The organism is Martinezella miluonensis (assembly GCF_900094545.1).
In the GTDB taxonomy this organism is placed as follows: Bacteria; Pseudomonadota; Alphaproteobacteria; order Rhizobiales; family Rhizobiaceae; genus Rhizobium; species Rhizobium miluonense.
In genome coordinates this window covers 182,343-202,200 of record NZ_FMAH01000003.1, presented here as the reverse complement: position 1 = coordinate 202,200, position 19,858 = coordinate 182,343, and the positions used below count along the sequence as shown (strand labels likewise).

The 19,858-nt window shown below is 61.4% G+C and carries 20 protein-coding genes; 13 read left to right on the top strand and 7 right to left on the bottom strand.

Going from position 1 to position 19,858, the window contains the following annotated elements:
• Positions 1-2: 2 nt before the first annotated feature.
• From GA0061102_RS04960 to GA0061102_RS04890, 13 genes are all read left to right on the top strand, one after another.
• On the top strand, positions 3-680 hold the full coding sequence (locus GA0061102_RS04960) for a FadR/GntR family transcriptional regulator (protein ID WP_092844585.1): 678 nt from the start codon (positions 3-5) through the stop codon (positions 678-680).
• Positions 677-1,948, top strand: a complete 1,272-nt coding sequence (locus GA0061102_RS04955) for a CynX/NimT family MFS transporter (protein ID WP_092844583.1) — start codon at positions 677-679, stop codon at positions 1,946-1,948. The genes GA0061102_RS04960 and GA0061102_RS04955 overlap by 4 nt, the downstream gene beginning before the upstream one ends.
• 607 nt (positions 1,949-2,555) lie before the next feature.
• Entirely contained in the window at positions 2,556-3,077 is a 522-nt protein-coding gene (gene hpaR / locus GA0061102_RS04940) for a homoprotocatechuate degradation operon regulator HpaR (protein WP_208858609.1), read from the top strand.
• A gap of 97 nt (positions 3,078-3,174) precedes the next feature.
• Positions 3,175-4,161, top strand: coding sequence for a helix-turn-helix domain-containing protein (locus tag GA0061102_RS04935; RefSeq protein WP_092844579.1), 987 nt, complete (start codon positions 3,175-3,177; stop codon positions 4,159-4,161).
• 101 nt (positions 4,162-4,262) lie between these two features.
• On the top strand, positions 4,263-5,669 hold the full coding sequence (locus GA0061102_RS04930) for an aldehyde dehydrogenase family protein (protein WP_092844577.1): 1,407 nt from the start codon (positions 4,263-4,265) through the stop codon (positions 5,667-5,669).
• 3 nt (positions 5,670-5,672) lie between these two features.
• Positions 5,673-7,268 (top strand): GMC family oxidoreductase, encoded by a 1,596-nt coding sequence (locus GA0061102_RS04925; protein ID WP_092844575.1) that lies wholly within the window; start codon positions 5,673-5,675, stop codon positions 7,266-7,268.
• A gap of 59 nt (positions 7,269-7,327) precedes the next feature.
• Positions 7,328-8,581, top strand: a complete 1,254-nt coding sequence (locus GA0061102_RS04920; RefSeq protein WP_092844573.1) for an ABC transporter substrate-binding protein — start codon at positions 7,328-7,330, stop codon at positions 8,579-8,581.
• A 69-nt stretch (positions 8,582-8,650) separates the two neighbouring features.
• Entirely contained in the window at positions 8,651-9,517 is an 867-nt protein-coding gene (locus GA0061102_RS04915; RefSeq protein WP_092844571.1) for a branched-chain amino acid ABC transporter permease, read from the top strand.
• Positions 9,514-10,551: a branched-chain amino acid ABC transporter permease gene (locus tag GA0061102_RS04910; RefSeq protein ID WP_092844569.1), complete on the top strand. Its 1,038-nt coding sequence runs from the start codon at positions 9,514-9,516 to the stop codon at positions 10,549-10,551. The genes GA0061102_RS04915 and GA0061102_RS04910 overlap by 4 nt, the downstream gene beginning before the upstream one ends.
• Entirely contained in the window at positions 10,548-11,252 is a 705-nt protein-coding gene (locus GA0061102_RS04905; protein ID WP_092844567.1) for an ABC transporter ATP-binding protein, read from the top strand. Before GA0061102_RS04910 ends, GA0061102_RS04905 begins: the two co-directional genes overlap by 4 nt.
• A 1-nt stretch (position 11,253) precedes the next feature.
• Positions 11,254-11,970 (top strand): ABC transporter ATP-binding protein, encoded by a 717-nt coding sequence (locus GA0061102_RS04900; RefSeq protein ID WP_092844565.1) that lies wholly within the window; start codon positions 11,254-11,256, stop codon positions 11,968-11,970.
• A gap of 15 nt (positions 11,971-11,985) precedes the next feature.
• Positions 11,986-12,702 (top strand): SDR family NAD(P)-dependent oxidoreductase, encoded by a 717-nt coding sequence (locus tag GA0061102_RS04895; protein WP_092844563.1) that lies wholly within the window; start codon positions 11,986-11,988, stop codon positions 12,700-12,702.
• A gap of 10 nt (positions 12,703-12,712) precedes the next feature.
• Positions 12,713-13,657, top strand: coding sequence for an AraC-like ligand-binding domain-containing protein (locus GA0061102_RS04890; protein WP_092844561.1), 945 nt, complete (start codon positions 12,713-12,715; stop codon positions 13,655-13,657).
• A 38-nt stretch (positions 13,658-13,695) separates the two neighbouring features.
• Here GA0061102_RS04890 and GA0061102_RS04885 read toward each other — a convergent pair whose 3' ends face one another.
• The 7 genes from GA0061102_RS04885 to gabD all read right to left on the bottom strand — a co-directional run bounded on the left by GA0061102_RS04885 (position 13,696) and on the right by gabD (position 19,825).
• The gene (locus GA0061102_RS04885; protein ID WP_092844559.1) at positions 13,696-14,085 is read right to left on the bottom strand and encodes a nuclear transport factor 2 family protein; all 390 of its coding nucleotides are present in this window, start codon (positions 14,083-14,085) and stop codon (positions 13,696-13,698) included.
• Positions 14,086-14,096: 11 nt separating this feature from the next.
• Positions 14,097-14,876 carry a MoaF C-terminal domain-containing protein gene (locus tag GA0061102_RS04880; RefSeq protein WP_092844557.1) on the bottom strand — a complete coding sequence of 260 codons (780 nt, stop codon included), beginning with the start codon at positions 14,874-14,876 and terminating at the stop codon, positions 14,097-14,099.
• A 16-nt stretch (positions 14,877-14,892) separates the two neighbouring features.
• Positions 14,893-15,681 (bottom strand): SDR family NAD(P)-dependent oxidoreductase, encoded by a 789-nt coding sequence (locus GA0061102_RS04875; RefSeq protein WP_092844555.1) that lies wholly within the window; start codon positions 15,679-15,681, stop codon positions 14,893-14,895.
• A 170-nt stretch (positions 15,682-15,851) separates the two neighbouring features.
• Positions 15,852-16,658 (bottom strand): 4-hydroxy-2-oxoheptanedioate aldolase, encoded by an 807-nt coding sequence (gene hpaI / locus GA0061102_RS04870; RefSeq protein ID WP_092844553.1) that lies wholly within the window; start codon positions 16,656-16,658, stop codon positions 15,852-15,854.
• A gap of 11 nt (positions 16,659-16,669) precedes the next feature.
• A complete protein-coding gene (hpaH, locus tag GA0061102_RS04865; protein WP_092844551.1) occupies positions 16,670-17,473 on the bottom strand; it encodes a 2-oxo-hept-4-ene-1,7-dioate hydratase in 804 nt (267 codons plus the stop codon).
• Positions 17,473-18,345: a fumarylacetoacetate hydrolase family protein gene (locus tag GA0061102_RS04860; protein ID WP_092844789.1), complete on the bottom strand. Its 873-nt coding sequence runs from the start codon at positions 18,343-18,345 to the stop codon at positions 17,473-17,475. The genes hpaH and GA0061102_RS04860 overlap by 1 nt, the downstream gene beginning before the upstream one ends.
• Before the next feature lie 25 nt (positions 18,346-18,370).
• Positions 18,371-19,825, bottom strand: a complete 1,455-nt coding sequence (gene gabD / locus GA0061102_RS04855) for an NADP-dependent succinate-semialdehyde dehydrogenase (RefSeq protein ID WP_092844549.1) — start codon at positions 19,823-19,825, stop codon at positions 18,371-18,373.
• Between the last annotated feature and the right edge of the window lie 33 nt (positions 19,826-19,858).

The following is a 19,858-nucleotide window of genomic DNA, read 5'->3' as shown; positions in this document are numbered from 1 at the left end:
TCATGCGCGCTCTGACCAAAACGACGCTCGCGGATACTGCCGTGGAGGCAATTCGCAGCGAAATCATTGCCCAACGCTGGGGTGTCGGCGAGAAGCTGCCGAATGAGGCCGCTCTTTCCTCGATGCTTTCCGTCAGTCGCGGCACGATCCGCGAAGCTGTGCGAGTGCTGGCTTCGCAGGGCTATCTTGAGACGCGGCAGGGGTCTGGCACCTATGTGCGCTCGACGGCTGATTTCGGTCGTCCGCTCGACGTGGCACGTCGCGCCGGATTGAGGGACCAATTCGAAGCCCGACTGGCTCTCGAGGTCGAAGCCGCACGGCTGACTGCTCTGCGCCATACTCCGGAAGTGATTTCGCAATTGCGCGCGCTGCTTGCTGCGCGAGGAAATTACACCGGGGAAGACAAGGCGGGCTTCATCAAGCGCGATCTTGCCTTCCATAAGGCGGTCGTTGCCGCCTCGCGGAACCTGGCGCTGGTCGAGATTTACGATTTCTTCTCCATGTCGATCGCGGAAACCATCGAGGCGACGCTCGGGGAAGAGGTTCCGGAGCCGGACATGCCGGCGCATGTCGCCGTCGTCGACGCCATTGCGTCCGGTAATCCTGATGCGGCCGATGCCGCAGTGCGCCGCTTCATGGCTCCCGTTATTGCCACACTTGATCGGTTACTGATGTCATGACCATGTCTCCGCAAAATGCCGCCTCCCTCGAAATGATCGACGCCGAGGCCGATGAAATTCCGCCGCCGCAGCCTCACAGGGGTAAATCGCCGATCGGCAGATTTATTCTTGGCGTGAGCCTGGTCCTGATTGCATTCAGTCTCCGGCCGGTCTTTTCCAGCGCATCGGCGCTGCTGCCGGAGATCCGGACCGGGCTTGGCCTGTCTGCGTCCGGCACCAGCATCCTCACGACATTGCCCGTGGTCTGCCTGGGATTGTTTTCACCGCTTGCGCCTAGGCTCGCGCAGCGGTTGGGAACGGAGCGCGTCCTGCTTGGTGTGATCCTGCTGCTCGCTTTAGGCACGGCGCTGCGCGGCTTCTCGTCGATTCCCATGCTGTTCTTCGGAACTGCGCTGGCCGGCGCGTGCATCGCGATCGGCAATGTGCTTTTACCCGGCGTCGTCAAGCGCGATTTCCCGGACAAGGCAGCCCTGATGACGGGCTGCTACACGATGGCGCTGTGTGCCGGCGCGGCGAGTGCGGCGGGGCTGACGCTTCCCATCGAACATGCGCTTGGCGGATCGCTGGGCGGTGCGCTGGCTGCATGGGCTCTCCCGGCTGTGGTGGTCGGGCTTCTCTGGCTGCCGCAGGTCATCGGAACGCGCAACCAGGTTCGCCGCAGCGGCTTTCGCGTAACGGGCCTGTGGACCGATCCCATCGCATGGCAGGTGACGCTCTTCATGGGGCTGCAATCGGCGCTCGCTTATTGCGTCTTCGGCTGGCTCGTCCCCATTTTGCGCGAACGCGGCCTCGATGGCGTGACAGCTGGCGCCATTGTCTCCGCCTCGGTCATGGTACAGGCCGCCGCCTGCCTGGTTGCCCCCCATATCGCCGTCAAGGGTAAGGATCAGCGCGCCATCAATGTCATCCTCTGCGCGATCGCGGTCGTTGCGTTGCTTGGCTTGCTCTTTGCTCCGCTTTGGACGGTCTGGTTCTGGGCGGTACTCCAGGGCATCGGGCAGGGCGGACTGATCGCCGTGGCGCTGACCGTCATCGTGTTGCGTTCCCCGGATGCGCATATCGCCGCGCATCTTTCCGGTATGGCGCAATTCGTCGGCTATCTGCTTGCAGCCATCGGCCCGCTCATTGTCGGCATGATCCATGGCTGGACGGGTAGCTTTGCCTGGTGCTCCGTTCTGTTCGTCCTGCTCGGTCTTTGCGCTGCCATCAACGGCTGGTTTGCCGGTCGCGCGATTACCGTCAATGCTAATACCGCCGAGATCCTATAGGTTTTGATCGCAATCCCTTACGGCATGCTGGCTGGTCTCAACGACCAGCCCTGTTCTCCAGAGGGACTTTCACTGCCGGTGAAGCGGCAGGATATGATGTTCAGTCAGGGGCGCCATGGCTATGGCGCCCGGATGAGCGGGCGATACCCAGCGAATTTCCTCGATCTCCGCCGCAGCGGTAATTGCTGCGTCGTCGGCATGCAGAAGGTATTGGTGGGATGGCGCGCAATTCAGTTGCGGTTCGCAAGGGTCGGGTAAACAGCAGATCATCCTGCCCTTCAACTCGGACGGCAGCCTGGCAATCGATATACCGGCTTCCGTGCGCTATCAGCCCGGCGGCGAGGCGAAAGCCGTCGTCAGCGGCAATCCTGCTCTTCTCGATCATGTGAGGCTGGAGGGCGACAGGTTGAGCTCGGATTGCCATCCGGGCTGGTCCATGTCCAAATTCGATGTCAGCCTATCGGGCCGCTCGTCACCAATTGGAAAGGTCGCTGCGATGCGGCGACCGTTGTCCCCTGAGTTCAATCGATGTCACCCGATCATCTTGCTTTGAGTGATTCTCATGTTAATCAATGAGATTAGTAGTCTCAGCGAACATACGAAACCGATGCAGAATAAAACAGACAGCGACGCCAAACAGCCATCAGCATCCGATACTGCAGCAGCAAAGCCCAAGCGATCGCTGCGAGAACCCCGTCGTTCCCTGGCTATCGGGCTTCTGCGTGCCCGCGAAGCGGTCATGAGCCATTTTCGGCCGATCCTGGCCGCGCATGACGTTACCGAACAGCAATGGCGTGTTATTCGCGTCCTCTACGAGGCCGGCAAGCTCGATGCGACGGAACTGGCCGACAAGGCATCCATTCTGGCGCCGAGCCTGACGCGGATGATACGGCTGCTTGAGGAGCGTGGTTTCATCACCAAGCACAAGGACGAAGCGGATGGCCGCAGGGTGCTTCTGCAGATCACACCGGCGGGGGAGGGGATCGTAACGGAGGTCATGCCGGAGAGCCTGAAGGTCTATGCCGATATCGACGCGCGTTTCGGCGTGCAGCGTGTGGAACAGCTTTTGGACATGCTGGAGGAACTGGCATCGCTGAAGCTGGAGAACGGCTCGGTTGGGGAAGAGTAAGTATTTCCCCACATTTATTAATGTGTTAAGTATTTAATTGACGGGACCGAGGATCTATAGCAGTCTCCATCAGCGCTGACACTGTTGGGAGGCAGAGTTGGATCTGTTGCAGAATCGCAGCCTCATCGAACGGACCTGGTCGCCGATACCCTATGATCAATGGGTGGACGACCTTCAAAGCATCTGCGGGAATTTCAACCCGCATGTGATGCGGCGCGGCGATAGCGTCATCGGCACGGCGAGCCGCATCGATGTCTGCGGCATGGAGTTCGCCCACGTCTCCAACGACCTCGATTATGTCCATCGCGATTGGGATGACATCCGGCGCGATGCGAACGAGCACCTGTTCCTGATCCTGCAGCTCGAGGGCGTTTGCGGCGTCGAACACTCCGGCCAGCAGAACATTCTCGATGTCGGCGAATGCATCCTCGTCGACTCCACCCGACCGACCACCTTCTATTTTCGCGGGCATTTCTCCAATCATCTGTCGCTGCATCTGCCACGGCAATTGATGTACTCGGACAGCAGGATCGATTTTGACGTCGCTCGCAAGCTTGTCGCATCCGATCCGATGGCGATGATGCTGCGGGCGCTGATTGCGAAGATGATGACCACACCGGAAAGCGATGTGGCCTCTCCGCATCTGCGTCAGCTGATGTTCGATACGACCCGCCAGGCCTTTCTGTCGACAAGCGTCCAGGCGACGAGTTTGAATTCGCTGCATGACAGCGCCAGCAGGCGCATGCAGATGGTCGATATTCTGATCGACAAGCACCTGACCGATACGGACCTCAACGCCAAATGGCTGGCGACCAGGCTTGGCGTGTCGATCCGCACCCTACAACAGGATTTCCAGGGCATGGGAATGACCTGCACGACCGTCATCCGTGACAAGCGCTTGCGCTTTGCCCGCGAAAAGATCGAGCAGCTCAAGGAGCGGCGCAACCCGACAACGATAGCCGAAGTCGCCTATTCGGCTGGTTTCAACGACATTTCCTATTTCAATCGCAGCTTCAAGGAGCTGTTCGATTGCGCCCCGAGCGAGCTGCTGCGCTCCGCCGAGCCGGCTCATAGGTTGGACTGAGCGCAGTCTGCGCTCCAGTCCAAGACGAGGCGCGTTTCTCCCCAAGACGGGTCTTTCTGCAAAAGTCATAGTCCTCTCGAAAGTCACGGGAGGAGAATATCGTGAAGCAGTATACCCTGCTTATCGGCGGCGAGCATGTTGCCACGTCCCATCATGCACCGGTCGCAAATCCGTCGAACGGCGACGTGGTTGGCTACATGCCGCTCGGCAGCGAAGCGGATCTTGACCGGGCGGTTGCCGCGGCTACGGAAGCCTTCAAGATATGGTCGCAGGTTTCGAACGAAGAGCGCGCGATCGCTTGCCGCGCGGTCGCAGAGAAGATCAACGACCATGCCGAAGAGCTTGCCCAGATCCTGACCCGGGAACAGGGCAAGCCGCTCAACGGCCTCGGCTCGCGCTTCGAAATCGGCGGCGCGCTCGCCTGGACGCGGCATACCGCCGAACTCGACCTGCCGGTCGAGGTGCTCCAGGACGACAATGAAGGCCGCGTCGAGCTGCATCGCAAGCCGATCGGCGTCGTCGGTTCGATCACGCCCTGGAACTGGCCCGTGATGATCGCCTGCTGGCATATCGTGCCGGCTGTGCGCGCCGGCAATACCGTGGTCATCAAGCCGTCGCCGCTGACGCCTTTGTCGACTATTCGCCTCGTCGAAATCATGAATGAGGTTCTTCCGCCCGGCGTCGTCAACATCATTACCGGCGAAAACAGCATCGGGGCGGCACTTTCCGCCCATCCGGGTATTTCCAAGATGACCTTCACCGGTTCGACGGAAACCGGCAAGAAGGTCATGGCCTCAGCGGTCGCGACCCTGAAGCGGCTGACGCTGGAACTCGGTGGCAACGATGCGGGTATCGTGTTGCCGGATGCCGACCCGAAGGCCATCGTCGAGGGGCTTTTCTGGGGCGCTTTCATCAACAATGGCCAGACCTGCGCGGCGTTGAAGCGCCTCTATGTGCATGACAGTATCTATGAAGAGGTCTGCAGCGGGCTCGCCGATTATGCCGGCAAGATCGCCGTCGGTGACGGGCTGGACGAGGCGAGCATTCTCGGTCCCGTGCAGAACGAAATGCAGTTCAACAAGGTGCGTGAACTTGTCGACGACGCGCGCGCCAATGGCGGCCGCATCCTGACTGGCGGCGCGCCGATGGATAGGCCCGGATATTTTTATCCGATCACGCTTGTTGCCGATGTCGATCATGGTGTGCGGTTGGTCGACGAGGAGCAGTTCGGTCCGGCCCTGCCGATCATCCGCTATAGCGATGTCGATGAGGTGATGGAGCGCGCCAACCAGAATCCCGCAGGCCTCGGCGGCTCTGTCTGGTCGGCGGATGCTCAGAAGGCGAAGCGCTATGCGATGCAGCTTGAATGCGGTTCGGTCTGGATCAACAAGCACGGCACTATTCAGCCCAACGCGCCCTTCGGCGGCGTGAAGCAGTCCGGCATGGGCGTCGAGTTCGGCGCCGAAGGATTGAAGGAATTCACGACGATCCAGACGGTGTTGAGCTAAGCCATGGCGACCTATGACTACATCATCGTCGGTGGCGGATCCTCGGGCTGCGTGCTGGCGAACCGGCTCTCGGAAAACCCGGCGCACAAGGTTCTATTGATCGAGTCCGGCCGGCGGGACGCCGATCCCTGGATCCATATTCCCGCAACCTTCTTCAAGGTGCTGGGCAAGGGGATCGATATCCATCCCTATGCCTCGAACCCCGACAGGGGCTTGAACGGGCGTCCGAGCATCACTCCGCAGGGCAACGTGCTTGGCGGCGGCAGTTCGGTGAACGCGATGATCTATATTCGCGGTCATCGAAACGATTACGATACCTGGTCGCAAATGGGGTGCCAGGGCTGGTCCTATGACGACGTGTTGCCTGCCTTCCGCTCGCTTGAAAACAACGAGCGACTGAACGGCCATTTTCATGGCAGTAAAGGCGGGCTGCACGTTTCGGATCCGCGTCATCGCCATCCGCTGAGCGAGGCCTTTATCAAAGCTGCGACCGAAATCGGCATTCCGCACAATGACGATTTCAACGGCGCCGATCAGGCTGGCGTCGGCTTTTATCAAAGCACGACCTATGGCGGCCGTCGCTGGAGCTCCGCCCAGGCCTTCCTGCGCGAAGCGGAGAAGCGGCCGAACCTGACTGTGCTGACGCAACGCAAGGTTGCTCGCATCCTGTTCGAAGGAAAAAAGGCCGTTGGGGTCGAACTGCTCGACGGTACGATCTTCAAGGCACAGCGTGAAATCGCGCTCACTGCCGGCGCGATCGCCACGCCGAAAATCCTGCAGCTATCCGGCATCGGCGACGCCGGGCATCTTTCGTCACTTGGCATCAAGGTCGTCGCCGACCTGCCGGGCGTCGGCGCCAACTATCAGGACCACTTGGAAGTGCCGGTGCAGGGCGAAACCCATGAGCCGATCTCGATCCTAGGTCATGACAAGGGTCTGCGGGCCGCTGGCCACATGTTGCGCTATCTGACGTCGCATCGCGGGTTGCTGTCCTCCAACGTTGTCGAGTGCGGTGGTTTTGTCGACACGGCAGGCACGGGACAGCCGGACGTGCAGTTCCATGTGCTGCCAGTCTTGATCGGTTTTGTCGATCGTGATCCGGAGCCCGGACATGGCCTCAGCATCGGGCCCTGCTATCTGCGGCCAAGGTCGCGCGGCTGGATTCGGTTGAAGAGTGCCGATCCGACGGAGCAGACGGATTTCAACGCCAATCTGCTTTCCGACCCCGCCGATGTCGAGACCTTGGTGCGCGGCGTCGAAACGGCGATCCGCATCCTCGATGCACCGGCCCTTGCCACGCTGGTCAAGCGCCGCGTGCTGCCGAAGCCCGGTGTTGAGGAGGATCCGGACGCCCTGCGGGACTACATCCGCCAATCCTGCAAGACGGTGTTCCATCCGGCAGGCACGGCCCGCATGGGCCGGGCGGACGATCCCAATGCTGTGGTTGGACCGGACTTGAAGGTGCGCGGCATCGAAGGCCTGCGGGTCTGCGACGCCTCTGTCATGCCGACCCTGGTCTCGGGCAACACCAACGCGCCGACGATGATGATTGCGGCGAAGGCTGCGGCCTTCATGACAGGAAAGGCGATTTCCGGCTGAGCCGGAGATCATTGAAGCAAAGATCCCGTGGGGAGCGGGACAACAAACTGGAGGAGACAATGCCTATCAATCTCAGAGGGCTGGCGATCGGCCTTTTCCTGACGCTCGTTTCGGCGTTCAGCGCGCATGCGGCTGCATCCTGCGGCGACAACACCGGCAAGCCGGCAACCGGCGAGCCGATCATCATCGGGGCCATCACCGGCAAGACCGGTCCGGACGATTTCTCGAACTCGACCAAATCGGCAAAGGCCTATTTCGATTGCCTCAACGCCAATGGCGGCATCAAGGGGCGGCCGGTCAAATATCTGATCGAGGACGACCAGTGGAACCCGGAGATCGCCGCGCAGCTGGCAGCCAAGCTCGTCAATGATCAGAAGGCCGTGCTGATGGTCGGCAATTCGAGCTATGTCGAATGCGGCGCCAATGCCGAGCTCTACAAGAAGGCTGGCATTCTGGTCCTGGCCGGTGTCGGCGTGCCGCGCGAATGCTTCTTTGCCGACAACATCGCGCCGACCAACGCCGGACCGCGCGTCTCCATGCTGGGTGCGATGGGCTATGCGCTTGACAAGCTCCATGCCAAATCGGTCGTCTGCATCGCACCGAACATCCCGAATGTCGGTACCTGGTCGTGTGATGGCGTCGCTTTGCTCGCCAAGGAAAAAGGCTTTGCCGCACAGACGATCCTGATGGATCCGGGCTCTGCCGATGCGACATCCGTCATCTTGCAGGCAGCTGCCAGCAAGCCTGACGTTATCGTTCTCGGCCTTTCCAAGGGTGTTGCGGTGCCGCTTTTAACGGCAGCCGAAGAGCAGGGCCTGAACCAGTCGATTACCTTCTTGAGCGCCGCTTCTGCCTATGACCTCTCCGTTCCATCCACCATCGGCTCGGGTTGGGATGGCAAGTTCTACGTCAACATGGAGTTCAATGATCTCGAGGTAACCACGCCGGACAATCAGAACTGGCTTGCCGTCATGGATCAGTACGGTCAGAAGTCCGACCCGCGCGATACCTTCGCTCAGGCCGGTTATCTGGCGGCGCGCGTCGCCGAAAAGGCGCTGATGACGCTCGATCCGGCCAAGATCAACCGTGAGACCGCGTCCGCCGCCGTGAAGCAGATCAAGGACTTCAAGAGCGATATCTTCTGCGCTCCCTGGTACTTCGGTGATGGCCAGACCCGTCACAATGCCAATTCGACGACGAGCATGGCCGTTGCCGAAGGCGGCAAGTGGAAGGTCGTCTCCGACTGCGCACCGTCGCCCGATCCGGAGTTGAAGGACATCCGTGCTTTCGAAAAGTCTGCCGGCCTCAACTAAGTCCTGAAGCTTGCCATCGGTTCCGCGGCTGCAACGCTGCGGAACCGAGCGACCCGAGAGGATCGATCCATGAACTTTCTACCCTTCGTCATTTCCGGGCTGGGAATCGGTGCCGTTTATGCCTTGTCCGGCGTCGGCCTTGTCGTTCTGTTTCGAGCGACCGGCGTTCTCAATTTTGCCTTCGGTGCTTTCGGTGCCATCGGCGCCCACTGTGCCTGGCAGCTGCTTGAGTGGAAGATGCCGCTCGTTGCTGCTATTCTGGCAGCCGTTGCCGTCTCCACCACGATCAGCTTTCTATATGGTCGGATTTTCGCACCCATGCTGTCGCATCGCGACATCGTCGTACGTGCGGTGGGAACGCTGGCGCCGGCTCTCCTCCTGATCGCGATCATGGGGGTCATCTGGGGCGAGCTGCCGCGCCGCCTGCAGTTTCCCACCGACCAGATGTTCGTTTCTCTCTTCGCCGTTCGCCTGACCTACACGCGCATCATCGCCATCATCCTGGCCGCCGCCATGGTCGTCGCCATCACGCTGTTGCTGAACCGCACCCGGCTTGGTCTCGATATGCGAGCTCTTGCGAATGACCGTGATCTCAGTGCGGTCCTTGGTGTGCGTATTCTCTATACGGAAACCGCCGCCTGGATCATCACAGGCATCTTTTCCGGCTTTGCCGGCCTATTGCTCGCCGACCTCGTCCGCTTGCAGGGAACGTTCCTGACCCTGCTCGTCATCCCGGCGATCGCGGCCGCGATCCTTGGCCAATTGCGCTCGCTTTGGGAAACCGCTGTTGCCGGCATTCTGATTGGTATCGCTGAAGCCGTGCTGACGCCGATCCCCTGGATATCGCCCTATCGCGCGGCGGCCCCCTTCGTCATCGCGCTCGTTGCAGTCACGATCCTGGGAGGCACGGCGAGAGCCGCGTTGAAAGACCGATGACCGTTCAGGACCAGACAATCGCCTCCAACGCCGAAGGCATATCGATGGTGCGCTTGCCCAAGCAGCTTCTGCATGTTCCGGTGACGATGGCGATCTTCTCGATGATCGTCGCTCTCCTTGCCAATTCCTTCTGGCTCTCGGCTGCAACATCCGCTGTCGCCTTGTCACTCTCGGTTGCCGGGCTTGCCATTCTTTACGGCCAGCTTGGCCTGGTCTCCCTCTGCCAGTTTGCGCTCGTCGGCGTCGGCGGCTGGGTGACGCTTCGTGTCGGTCATGGCTTTCATCCGCCGTTCGAGGTCAGCCTGCTTGCCGGCGGGATCGTTGCCTCGGTGGTGGGGCTGGCGTTCGGCGTGCCGGCGTTGCGGCTGCGCGGCCTTTATCTGGCGCTTGTCACGCTGATGCTGGCCGGCGCGTTCCAGATCGTCATCAGCGCCTGGGGCTTTCCGGACGGCGGTCCGGGCTTCCTCGGGCGGGCAGATGGTTCCGGGCGCCAGATGTTGGCAAGGCCTCTGATCGCCGATGGTGAGGTTGCCTACTTCCTCTATGTCTGCGCGGCGGCGGCAATCGGCCTGTTGATTGCGCAGTGGCACAAACTTGCTCGTCCGGGCCGCGCCTGGGCACTGATCCGCAAGGGCGAGACCGTCGCCGTTGCAAGCGGTGTCAATGTTCTGATCTACAAGGCATGGGCCTTTGCGCTGAGCGGCTTTCTGGCCGGTCTTGCCGGCGGCCTGCTCGCCGGCAATGTCGGCCAGCTCGACGGGCGCGCCTTCGGCGCTTTCGATAGCCTCAATCTCTTTGCGCTGGCCATCGTCGGCGGTGTGTTCAATTGGTACGGCGCCCTGATTGCCGGGCTACTGCTGCGTGCCGTGCCGGCGTTGCTGACCGACCTTGGCATCGACGGCTATGTGACGATCGGGATTTTCGGCATGGCGCTGTTCCACGCGCTGGCAACGGCACCGACGGGCATTGCCGGTCAGGTATCGGGCGTGATCGCCTGGATCGGAGATAGGCTTTTCCCGGGGAGGGAGCGATGATCAAGATCGAAAATCTCGTCGTTCAGTTCGGCGGCGTGCGGCCGATCAATGAACTCAGCGCGGTGCTGACGGCTCCGGTGGCCGGCCTCATTGGCCCGAATGGCGCGGGCAAGACCACGCTGCTCAATGTGCTCTCCGGTTTCGTCAGGCCGGTTCAGGGCGCGGTTTCGCTGGGCGAACGGGCTCTGTTGCCGATGTCGCCGCTTCAGCGCGTGCGTGCGGGCCTGCGGCGTTCGTTCCAGACCGAGCAGGTCGTCGAAGACCTGACGGTTTCCGGTAATATCGCTGCGATCGCCGACCATGTCGTACCCGTGGGACATCGTTCCGGCGCCGTCGACCAGGCTCTCTCCTTTGTCGGTCTGACGTCAGTTGCCGATCGGCTCGGTCAGTCGCTCAATCTGTTTCAGCGTCGTCTCGTCGAGCTTGCGAAATGTGTGATCGGCAACCCGAAGCTCATCCTGCTCGACGAACCGGCCGCCGGATTGACTGAGGAGGAGGGCAAGGCATTTCGCGAACTGGTTCTCCGCATCCCGGCGGAATTCAGGGCACAGGTGCTGATCATCGATCACGATGTCGACCTCATCCGCTCCATGTGCAGCGAGACCATGGTGCTCGACTACGGCAAGCTTCTTGCGCTCGGCCCGACCCATGCCGTGCTTGCGGATCCCAACGTGCGTCGCGCCTATCTGGGGGAATTCTGAGATGACCGGCACGTCCGAAGTCCGCGTCGAAAATCTTGTCGTCGAGCGTGGCGGCAAGCGCGTTGTTCACGATGTTTCCTTCTCGGTCACCGCCGGCAAGGTGACGACGCTGCTTGGCGCCAACGGCGCTGGGAAGTCGAGCACCGTCATGGCCATCGCGGGCGCCTTGCCGCGCGGCGGTTCGGTGCGTCTCGATGGTCGTGTGCTCGATGGCTTTGCGCCCGATCGTATTCGTCGTGCGGGCCTCGCGCTCGTTCCGGAAGGTCATCGCGTGCTGGGGCAGCTCACCGTCGAGGACAATATCCTTGTTGCCGCTCTCGATCCGTCGGCCAATGCCCGCAGGCAAGGGCTGGAGCGCGCCTACGAAATATTTCCTGAACTTGCCGAGCGCCGTCGCCAATCGGCATCGGATCTTTCCGGCGGGCAGAAGCAGATGGTGGCGATGGCGCAGGCTTTCGTCGCCAAGCCCCGCTTCATGATCGTCGATGAATTGTCTCTCGGCTTGGCGCCTACTGTCGTCAAGCGGCTGGCCGAGGCGCTGAAGATCGCCGCCGCCGGCGGTATCGGCGTTCTCCTGATCGAGCAGTTCGCCAACCTCGCTCTCGATCTCGCCGATCAAGCGCTTGTTTTGGAGCGGGGACGCCTCGTCTTCGACGGTTCCGCCGCCACTTTGAAGGCGCAGCCGGACATTCTCCACGGCGCCTATCTCGCCAGCTGATAGGAAGGAGCTGCCATGACGTTTTCCTCCGATCTTTTTACCGGACGAACGATCGTCGTCACCGGAGGCACATCGGGCATAGGTGCTGCCAGCGTGCAGCGCTTTGCCGAGCTTGGTGCCCGTGTTGTGAGTTGCGGCCTCGGCGCATCGAAGGCGCCCGCCGGACCTCGGATCGAAAACCATGAAGTCGATGTGCTCGTGCCAGGGGCGCTCGAAGCTTTCTTCGCATCTGTCGAAACGATCGATGTCCTGGTCAATTGCACCGGCGTCAGTCGCGATCGCGGTGAATGGGCGAAGGCTGTGTTCGACGAGGTGATGGCGATCAACCTGACATCGGTCATGGATTGCTGCCGGCTCGCGCGTCCGCGCATGCAGGCCGGCTCGGCGATGGTCAACATCGCTTCAATGTATTCGACCTTCGGCGCCGCCGACCGTCCGGCCTATGCGGCGAGCAAGGGAGCGATCGTGCAGCTGACGAAATCGCTGGCGCTGGAGTATGCGCAAGCGGGAATCCGCGTCAACGCTGTTGCTCCCGGCTGGATCGTCACGCCGCTTAGCCGAGCGCTTTTCGCCGATGAGGCTGCTTGCGGACCTATTCTCCGGCGCATTCCTGCCGGCAGATGGGGCGCTGCCGAGGAAATCGCCGATGCGATCGTCTTCCTTTCGTCGGAGGCGGCTCGCTATGTGACGGGCGCCTGCCTGCCGGTCGATGGCGGATATCTCACGTCTTGAGGGGTCTATCATGGCTGCCGCGCTTCAACGTCATGTCGACATCGCCGGAGGGCGAGACTTTGCCGGGCTGGCCCGCAATCTCTTCGGCAATGTCCGGCTTGATTTCGGCGCAGCTGACGAGAACAAGAGCCGTATGGTGTCGGCGATGCTCGGCGCATGCCGGCTGACCCGCCTGGAGGCGGATCGGCATGTCGTTTTCGGCGAACGCGTCACGGCGGGGCCGGATGATCCGGATGCGATCAAGTTGATCCTGCAGACGGAAGGGACAGCCTCGCTCTTGCAGGGCGGACAGCATGCGCCGGTCCACACCGATGCTCTTGTCATCTATGATCCACGTCGGCCCTACGTGCTGACCAACAGCACGTCCGTGCGCCAGCTTTTGCTACAATTGCCGCGGCATGCGCTCTCGCACCGCGCCATCGAGCGGCTGGTGACACCGTTCACCGCGCATGCGGAGCAGGATGGTATGTGCCGCATCCTGTTGTCGTTGATGGAATCGACCATGCATGAGATCGGCCACCTCGATGAAGCCCGGCGCGCCGGCATCGGCCAGACCATGATCGATCTCGTTCGCACCGTGATCGGCGCAGATTCACAGCCGGCAAGGCCGGTTGCAAATCCGCTTGATCTGCTGCTGCAGCGGATCAAGGACTTCATCGAAAGCAATGTCGAGCGGCCGGACCTGACCATCACCATGATCGCGCGCCGCATGGGCTGCTCGGTACGCTATGTCTATCGGGCATTCGAGGTCGAATGCCTGACGCCATCGGACTATATCTGGAATTTGCGTCTGCAGAAGGCTGCCGCACAGCTGCGCGAAGCCGGAGGCTATGCCGGCGAAATATCTGAAATCGCTTTTGCACTCGGCTTTTCATCCAGCGCGCATTTTTCCAGGGCCTTCCGCAATCGCTTCGGCGTTTCGCCGTCGCAATGGCGTCGGGCTGGGATCGCATAGAGAGGCGACCCGGCCTGGAGCTGGGCCGCCTCGACCGATTAACGCATCGATTCAGCCACCCGAAGTGTGTCGGTGAACTGCTCGAACCGACGGATCTTATCCTGTGCTACGCCCCAGACGTGTACGACGCGGGCTTTGAAAGATTTGCCCGTCTGCTTATTCGTGGCGGTATATTCGCCGACGGCGACCACGTCGTCGCCGGCATTGAGTAGGCGTTCCAGCGTGAAGGTGTATCCGTCAAATGACTGGCCGAGTGCCTGAAAGACATTCTTGAAGATTTCCTGCGGGCCGACATAGGTGCCGGCGCAGGGGAAACCATCCATCTCGGTCCAGCGGCAATCGGGTGCGATGTCGGCGAGCATGCCATCCATGTCGCGGCGGAGGTTGGCGTCGTAATGCGCCTTCACGATATCGAAAGCTGTTCGCATAGTGCCATCCTTCACACTGGTTCCTGGCCGGGCAGGTAATAGGTCATCGAGGCCTTGCGGATGAAAGCGCCGGCCGGGCTGTTCTGGATGCGTCCGTCACCGGTGATGCCCAGGAATTTGCCCGTCGAGCGCATGTCGTTGAAATTGTAGAAGAATGTCGATGCGACCGCGATCTTGAATTCGCGGAAGGTGAAGATGTAGTGGTTTTCGTCGAACTTGTAGGTGGTGGTCAGGTCGACGTCGCCATGGCCGCGCTGAACGCCGACGAGGCATTGCCAGGCATAGCGCTGCGACGACAGATAGGTGTGCTCGTAAACGTGGTTCGGGCTGTAGGTGAAATGTGCTCTGAGCCCGATCAGGTCGCGGCTTTCCGCCGGAGCCTGGCCGCTGACAACACCGCCCTCGATGATGCCGGGACGGAAGATCTGTGCCACCTGTGGCTCACCGACCGAATCTTTCAGCTCGCGAACGATCGAGTAGATCGACAGGGCGCGACGCGTCTCAACGTTGAGGATCAGCGTTTCCGCTTCCTTGGAACGTCCGGCAAAGACAACCTCGACGAAATAGGTATTCGGCGCGACTTCGATCACTTCGGCCTTGTCGGTGGCGCTGTCCTTGCCATCGGACCATTTGACGTCCTCCTTGCCGAAGGCAAGCTCCAGTTTGCGGCCATCATCAAAGGCAACCTTGTGAGACGAGCCGGCAAGAGCATCCGTCGCCGGCAGGCGGTTTGTGTCGATGCCATAGGCGAATTGGTCGTAAGTTTTCCAATCCTTTGGATTCTGGTTCATCGCTATTTCCTCCCCCTTATTCCACAAATGCCAGCGTCGGCAGATCGACCGTGCCGGCGCCGCCGTCGACGGTCAGGACCGCGCCGTTGATCATTGAAGCTTCGCCCGAGGCGAGGAAGCAGACGGCGTTGGCGACGTCTTCGGCGGTTGCCGGCCGGCCAAGCGGCACGTCCTTGGTGACGAGCGCGTAGGCTTCCTCGATGCTGTTCAGCTTGTATTTCTCGACGATGAACTCCATCTGCTCGTCGGCCATGGCGGTCGTGACCCAGCCGGGGCAGACGGTGTTGGTGCGAACGCCCTTGCGGCCGTAGTCGCGCGCCAGCGATTTCGCGAGGCCGATACAGCCGTGCTTCATGGTGACGTAGCCCGCCGCATCCGGCCCGGCAAAGAGCCCGGCGATCGAGGCGAGAACGACGATGTTGCCCTTGCTCCTGATGAGATGGGGCAGGGATTCGCGTGCGCTGACGAATGCGGTATTGAGGTTGAGACGAACGGCGAGATCCCATGTCTCATCCGACATGCTGACCGTCGGTCCGACACCGTGGCCGCCGGCATTGGCAATCAGGATATCGAGCCCGCCATGCGTCTCGACGACCTTCTCGACGGCAGCCTTCATGGCGGCACCATCGGCGGCATCGGCTGCAACGATGGTCGCGCCGATCTCGTCGGCAACGCTTCTAAGCGGCTCGGGACGCCGCCCTACAAGCGCGACATTGCCGCCTTCCTGGCGGATGCGGCGCGCGACCGCTGCGCCGATACCCGTGCCGCCACCCGTAATCAGGGCCGTCTTGTTCTTGAAACGCATGTTTCCTCCTCTTGGATTTCTCGAGCATCATGGCCGATGCGTTCGCAGGCGTCGCGTCCAGCTGTGCAGTCCGTTTTGACTGAGCGTGCACAATGCGTCTGATCGCACGGCTCCTCCACCGCGAGATTGGTAGACGCCTCCCGCTTATCTGCGAGAGGCGTCCGCGGAGATCAGTAAACCTTCACGTCAGCAGGCGGTTTTGCTGCTTCAGCCTTCTTGAAGTCGTCCAGAAGCTTCGTGGTGGCATTGGCGAGAAGCGTGACGTCATTGCCGATCGCCACGAACGTTGCACCAAGTTCGAGATAGCGCTTGGCCAGCGAGAGATCACCGATCAGGATGCCAGCCGCTTTGCCATGAGCCTGAATTTTCGCAAGCGCCTTTTCGACTTCCGCCTGCACTTCCGGCGCGCCCGGCTTGCCGAGATAGCCCATGTCGGCGGCGAGATCGGCGGGGCCGATAAAGACGCCGTCGACGCCTTCGGTCGAGGCAATGGCGTCGAGCGCCTCAAGCCCTGCGCGGCTTTCCACCTGCAGGAGCAGGCAGATCTCATCATTGGCCGTCGGCAGATAGTCGGGAATGCGGTTGAAGGCGGAGGCGCGGGCAAGGGCCGCACCGACGCCGCGCACGCCATGCGGCGGATATCTGACCGCCTTGACCATGGTCTCGGCCATTTCCCTGCTGTCGACCATCGGGATGAGCAGGGTCTGAGCGCCGATGTCGAGCATCTGCTTGATGATCCAGGTCTCGCCGATCGGCGGACGAATGATCGCGTGGCTCGCCGTGCCCTTCATTGCCTGCAGTTGCGAGACGAGGAGCGGCACGTCGTTCGGCGCGTGCTCGGCGTCGAGCAGGAGCCAATCGTAACCGGCGCCCGCTGAGATTTCGACCGTGTAGGCATTGGCGAGGGCCTGCCAGAGGCCGATCTGCGCCCGCCCTTCCTTCAATGCCTGTTTAAAAAGGTTCTTGGGCGCAGGCATGTCTTACTCCTTCATGCAAAGAACAGGCTGACCGATCCGTAAGGACCGAAATCGGCCGTGATCGTATCGCCGTGCCGCGCCTCGATCGGGCGAATAAACGAACCGGCAAGAACGATCTGACCGGCTTCAATGCCGTCGCCATATTGCGACAGGCGATTAGCAAGCCAGGCGATGCCGCGTGCGGGCTGGTTTAGGACGCCGGCGCCAAGGCCGGTTTCCTCGACCTCGGCGTTGCGGCTGACGATCGCCCCCATCCAGCGCATGTCGATCTGGTCGGGCCGCACGGCGCGGCCGCCGGTGACGATGCCGGCATTGGCGGCGTTATCGGAAATGGTGTCCACGATGGTGCGCGCCTTCTTCGTGTCGGGATCGACGCGAAGGATGCGCGTGTCGAGGATTTCGAGGGCCGGGGTTACATAGTCGGTGGCGTTGAGTACATCGAAGATTGAGACGTTCGGCCCCTTGAGCGGCGCCTTCATCACAAAGGCAATCTCGGCCTCGATGCGCGGCTGGATGAAGCGATCGGCCGGCACGGTCGCGCCGTCTTCGAAGACCATGTCATCGAAGAGCACGCCGGAATCGGGGATGTCGATGTTGAGGGCATATTGCATTGCCTTCGACGTCAGCCCGATCTTCCAGCCGATCGGTTTGCGGCCGGCGGCGATCTTCTTCTGCACCCAGGCGCTCTGGATGGCGTAGGAATCGTCCATGGTTATTTGCGGATGCTTGAGCGAGAGCAGCCCGGTCTGGACACGAGTGCGCTCGGCCTGATCGAGGCTTTCGGCTGCGGCCAGGATTTCATCATGCGACAGCATCACAGCACCTCGTCGGCGATGGTGTTTTTCAGGATGCCGAGGCCATCGGCCTCGACTTCGACGACGTCGCCGGGTTTCAGCCAGATCGGCGGGTCGAAGCGGGCGCCGGCGCCCGTCGGAGTACCGGTGACGATGACGTCGCCGGGGACGAGCGTGGTGAAGGTGGAGATGTAGTTGATGATCTTGCGGAAGGAGAAGATCATCCGGCTGGTGCGGTCGATCTGGCGCACCTCGCCGTTGACGCGGGTCTTAAGCTCGATGTCGTCGAGCTGGGCGGCATCGGTGAAGGGGATCAGCCAGGGGCCGATCGAGCCGGTATTGTCGAAGTTTTTGCCCTGTGTGACGTTGAACTTCGCGTGCCGCACCCAGTCACGGATCGTGCCTTCGTTGCAAAGCGAAAGAGCCGCGATGTGGTTGAAGGCATCGGCTTCGGAAATCCGTCGGCCACCCTTGCCGATGACGATGACGATCTCGCCTTCGTAGTCGAGCTGCGGGCTTTCCGGCGGCCTGATCAGCGGCTGGTCATGCCCGGTGAACGAACGTGGAAAGCGGATGAAGAGAGAGGGGTTGGAAGGGGCAGCCTGCCCATCCTTGTACTCCTCGTTGCGGTCGGGGAAGTTGACCCCGACGCAAATGATCTTTTCCGGCGACGGAATGGGAATTTCGAAGCGGATGTCGTCGAGCGCGAAATCCGGCTTCAACGTCTTGGCTTCCTCCGCGAGCTGAACGAGGCGACCGGCCTCGATCACTTCGCGCAAAGTCGGCCATGTCGCGCTGTGGCGGGCGGAGAGGTCGACGACACCGCCGTCGACCGCAAGCCCGTAACCATGACGGCCGTTTCTCGAAAAGGACAGGAATCTTGGATGGGTCATGCTTTCATGGCCTTGGTTTTTGACCTCAGACGACGCCGCCGAGGCAGACATACTTGATTTCGGTGAATTCCTCGATGCCGTAGCGCGAACCCTCACGGCCGAGGCCGGAGAGCTTGACGCCCCCGAACGGTGCTTCGGCCGTCGAGATCAGGCCGGTATTGACGCCGACCATGCCGTATTCCAGGGCTTCCGCAACGCGGAAAACGCGGGCGAGGTCCTTGGCATAGAAGTAGGAGGCAAGACCGAATTCGGTGTCGTTGGCCTGAACGATGACATCGGCCTCATCCTTGAAGCGGAAGAGGGGAGCCACCGGTCCGAAGGTCTCTTCTTTGGCAACGGCCATGGCCGGGGTGACATCGGCCAGCACGGTTGCCTCGTAGAAGCGTCCGCCGAGCTGATGGCGATGACCGCCGGAGATGACGCGGCCACCCTTGGAGACGGCATCGGCGACATGCTCCTCGACCTTGGCAAGGGCTGCCTCGTCGATCAGCGGGCCGAGATTGATGCCTTCGTCGAAACCGTTGCCGGTCTTGAGCGTGCCGACGGCCTTGGCGAGCTTCTCGGCAAAGGCATCGTAGACGCCATCCTGTACATAGAGACGATTGGCACAGACGCAGGTCTGGCCGTTGTTGCGGAACTTGGCGATCAAAGCGCCTTCGACGGCGGCATCGAGATCGGCATCGTCGAACACGATGAAGGGTGCATTGCCTCCAAGCTCAAGGCCGAGTTTCTTGATAGTCGGCGCGCTCTGCTTGTAGAGTTCGGCGCCGACTTCGGTCGAGCCGGTGAAGGTCAGCTTGCGCACGATGGGGCTTGCGGTCATCTCGCCGCCGATGGCGCGGGCCGAGCCTGTGATCACGCTGAACAGGCCCTTGGGCAGGCCGGCGCGTTCGGCAAGAATGGCGATGGCGATCGCCGAGAACGGTGTCTGCGAGGCAGGCTTCAGCACCATGGCGCAACCGGCAGCAAAGGCAGGCCCGGCCTTGCGGGTGATCATCGCATTCGGGAAATTCCAGGGGGTGATCGCCGCGACGACACCGATCGGCTGCTTCATGACCAGAATGCGCTTGTCCTTCTGGTGGCCGGGGATGATGTCGCCGTAAACGCGACGGGCCTCTTCGGCAAACCATTCGATGAAGCTTGCGCCATAGGCGATCTCGCCCTTGGCTTCGGCAAGCGGCTTGCCCTGTTCGGCCGTCAGGATGCGTCCGAGATCATCCTGGTTTTCCATCATCAGCTCGAACCAGCGCCGCAGGATGCCGGAACGTTCCTTGGCGGTGCGGGCGGCCCATTCCTTCTGGGTCGCCTCGGCTGCGGCAATCGCTTTCTTGGTCTCGGCAGCACCCAGATTGGGAACCAGGCCGATGATCTCGCCTGTTGCCGGATTGTCGACCTTGATTGCATTGGATGGATCGGCTTCAATCCACTCGCCGCCGACCAGTGCAGCCTGCCGGAACAGCGTTGCGTCCTTCAATTTCATGACTATCTCCTCGCCTGGATAACGTTGAAAAGA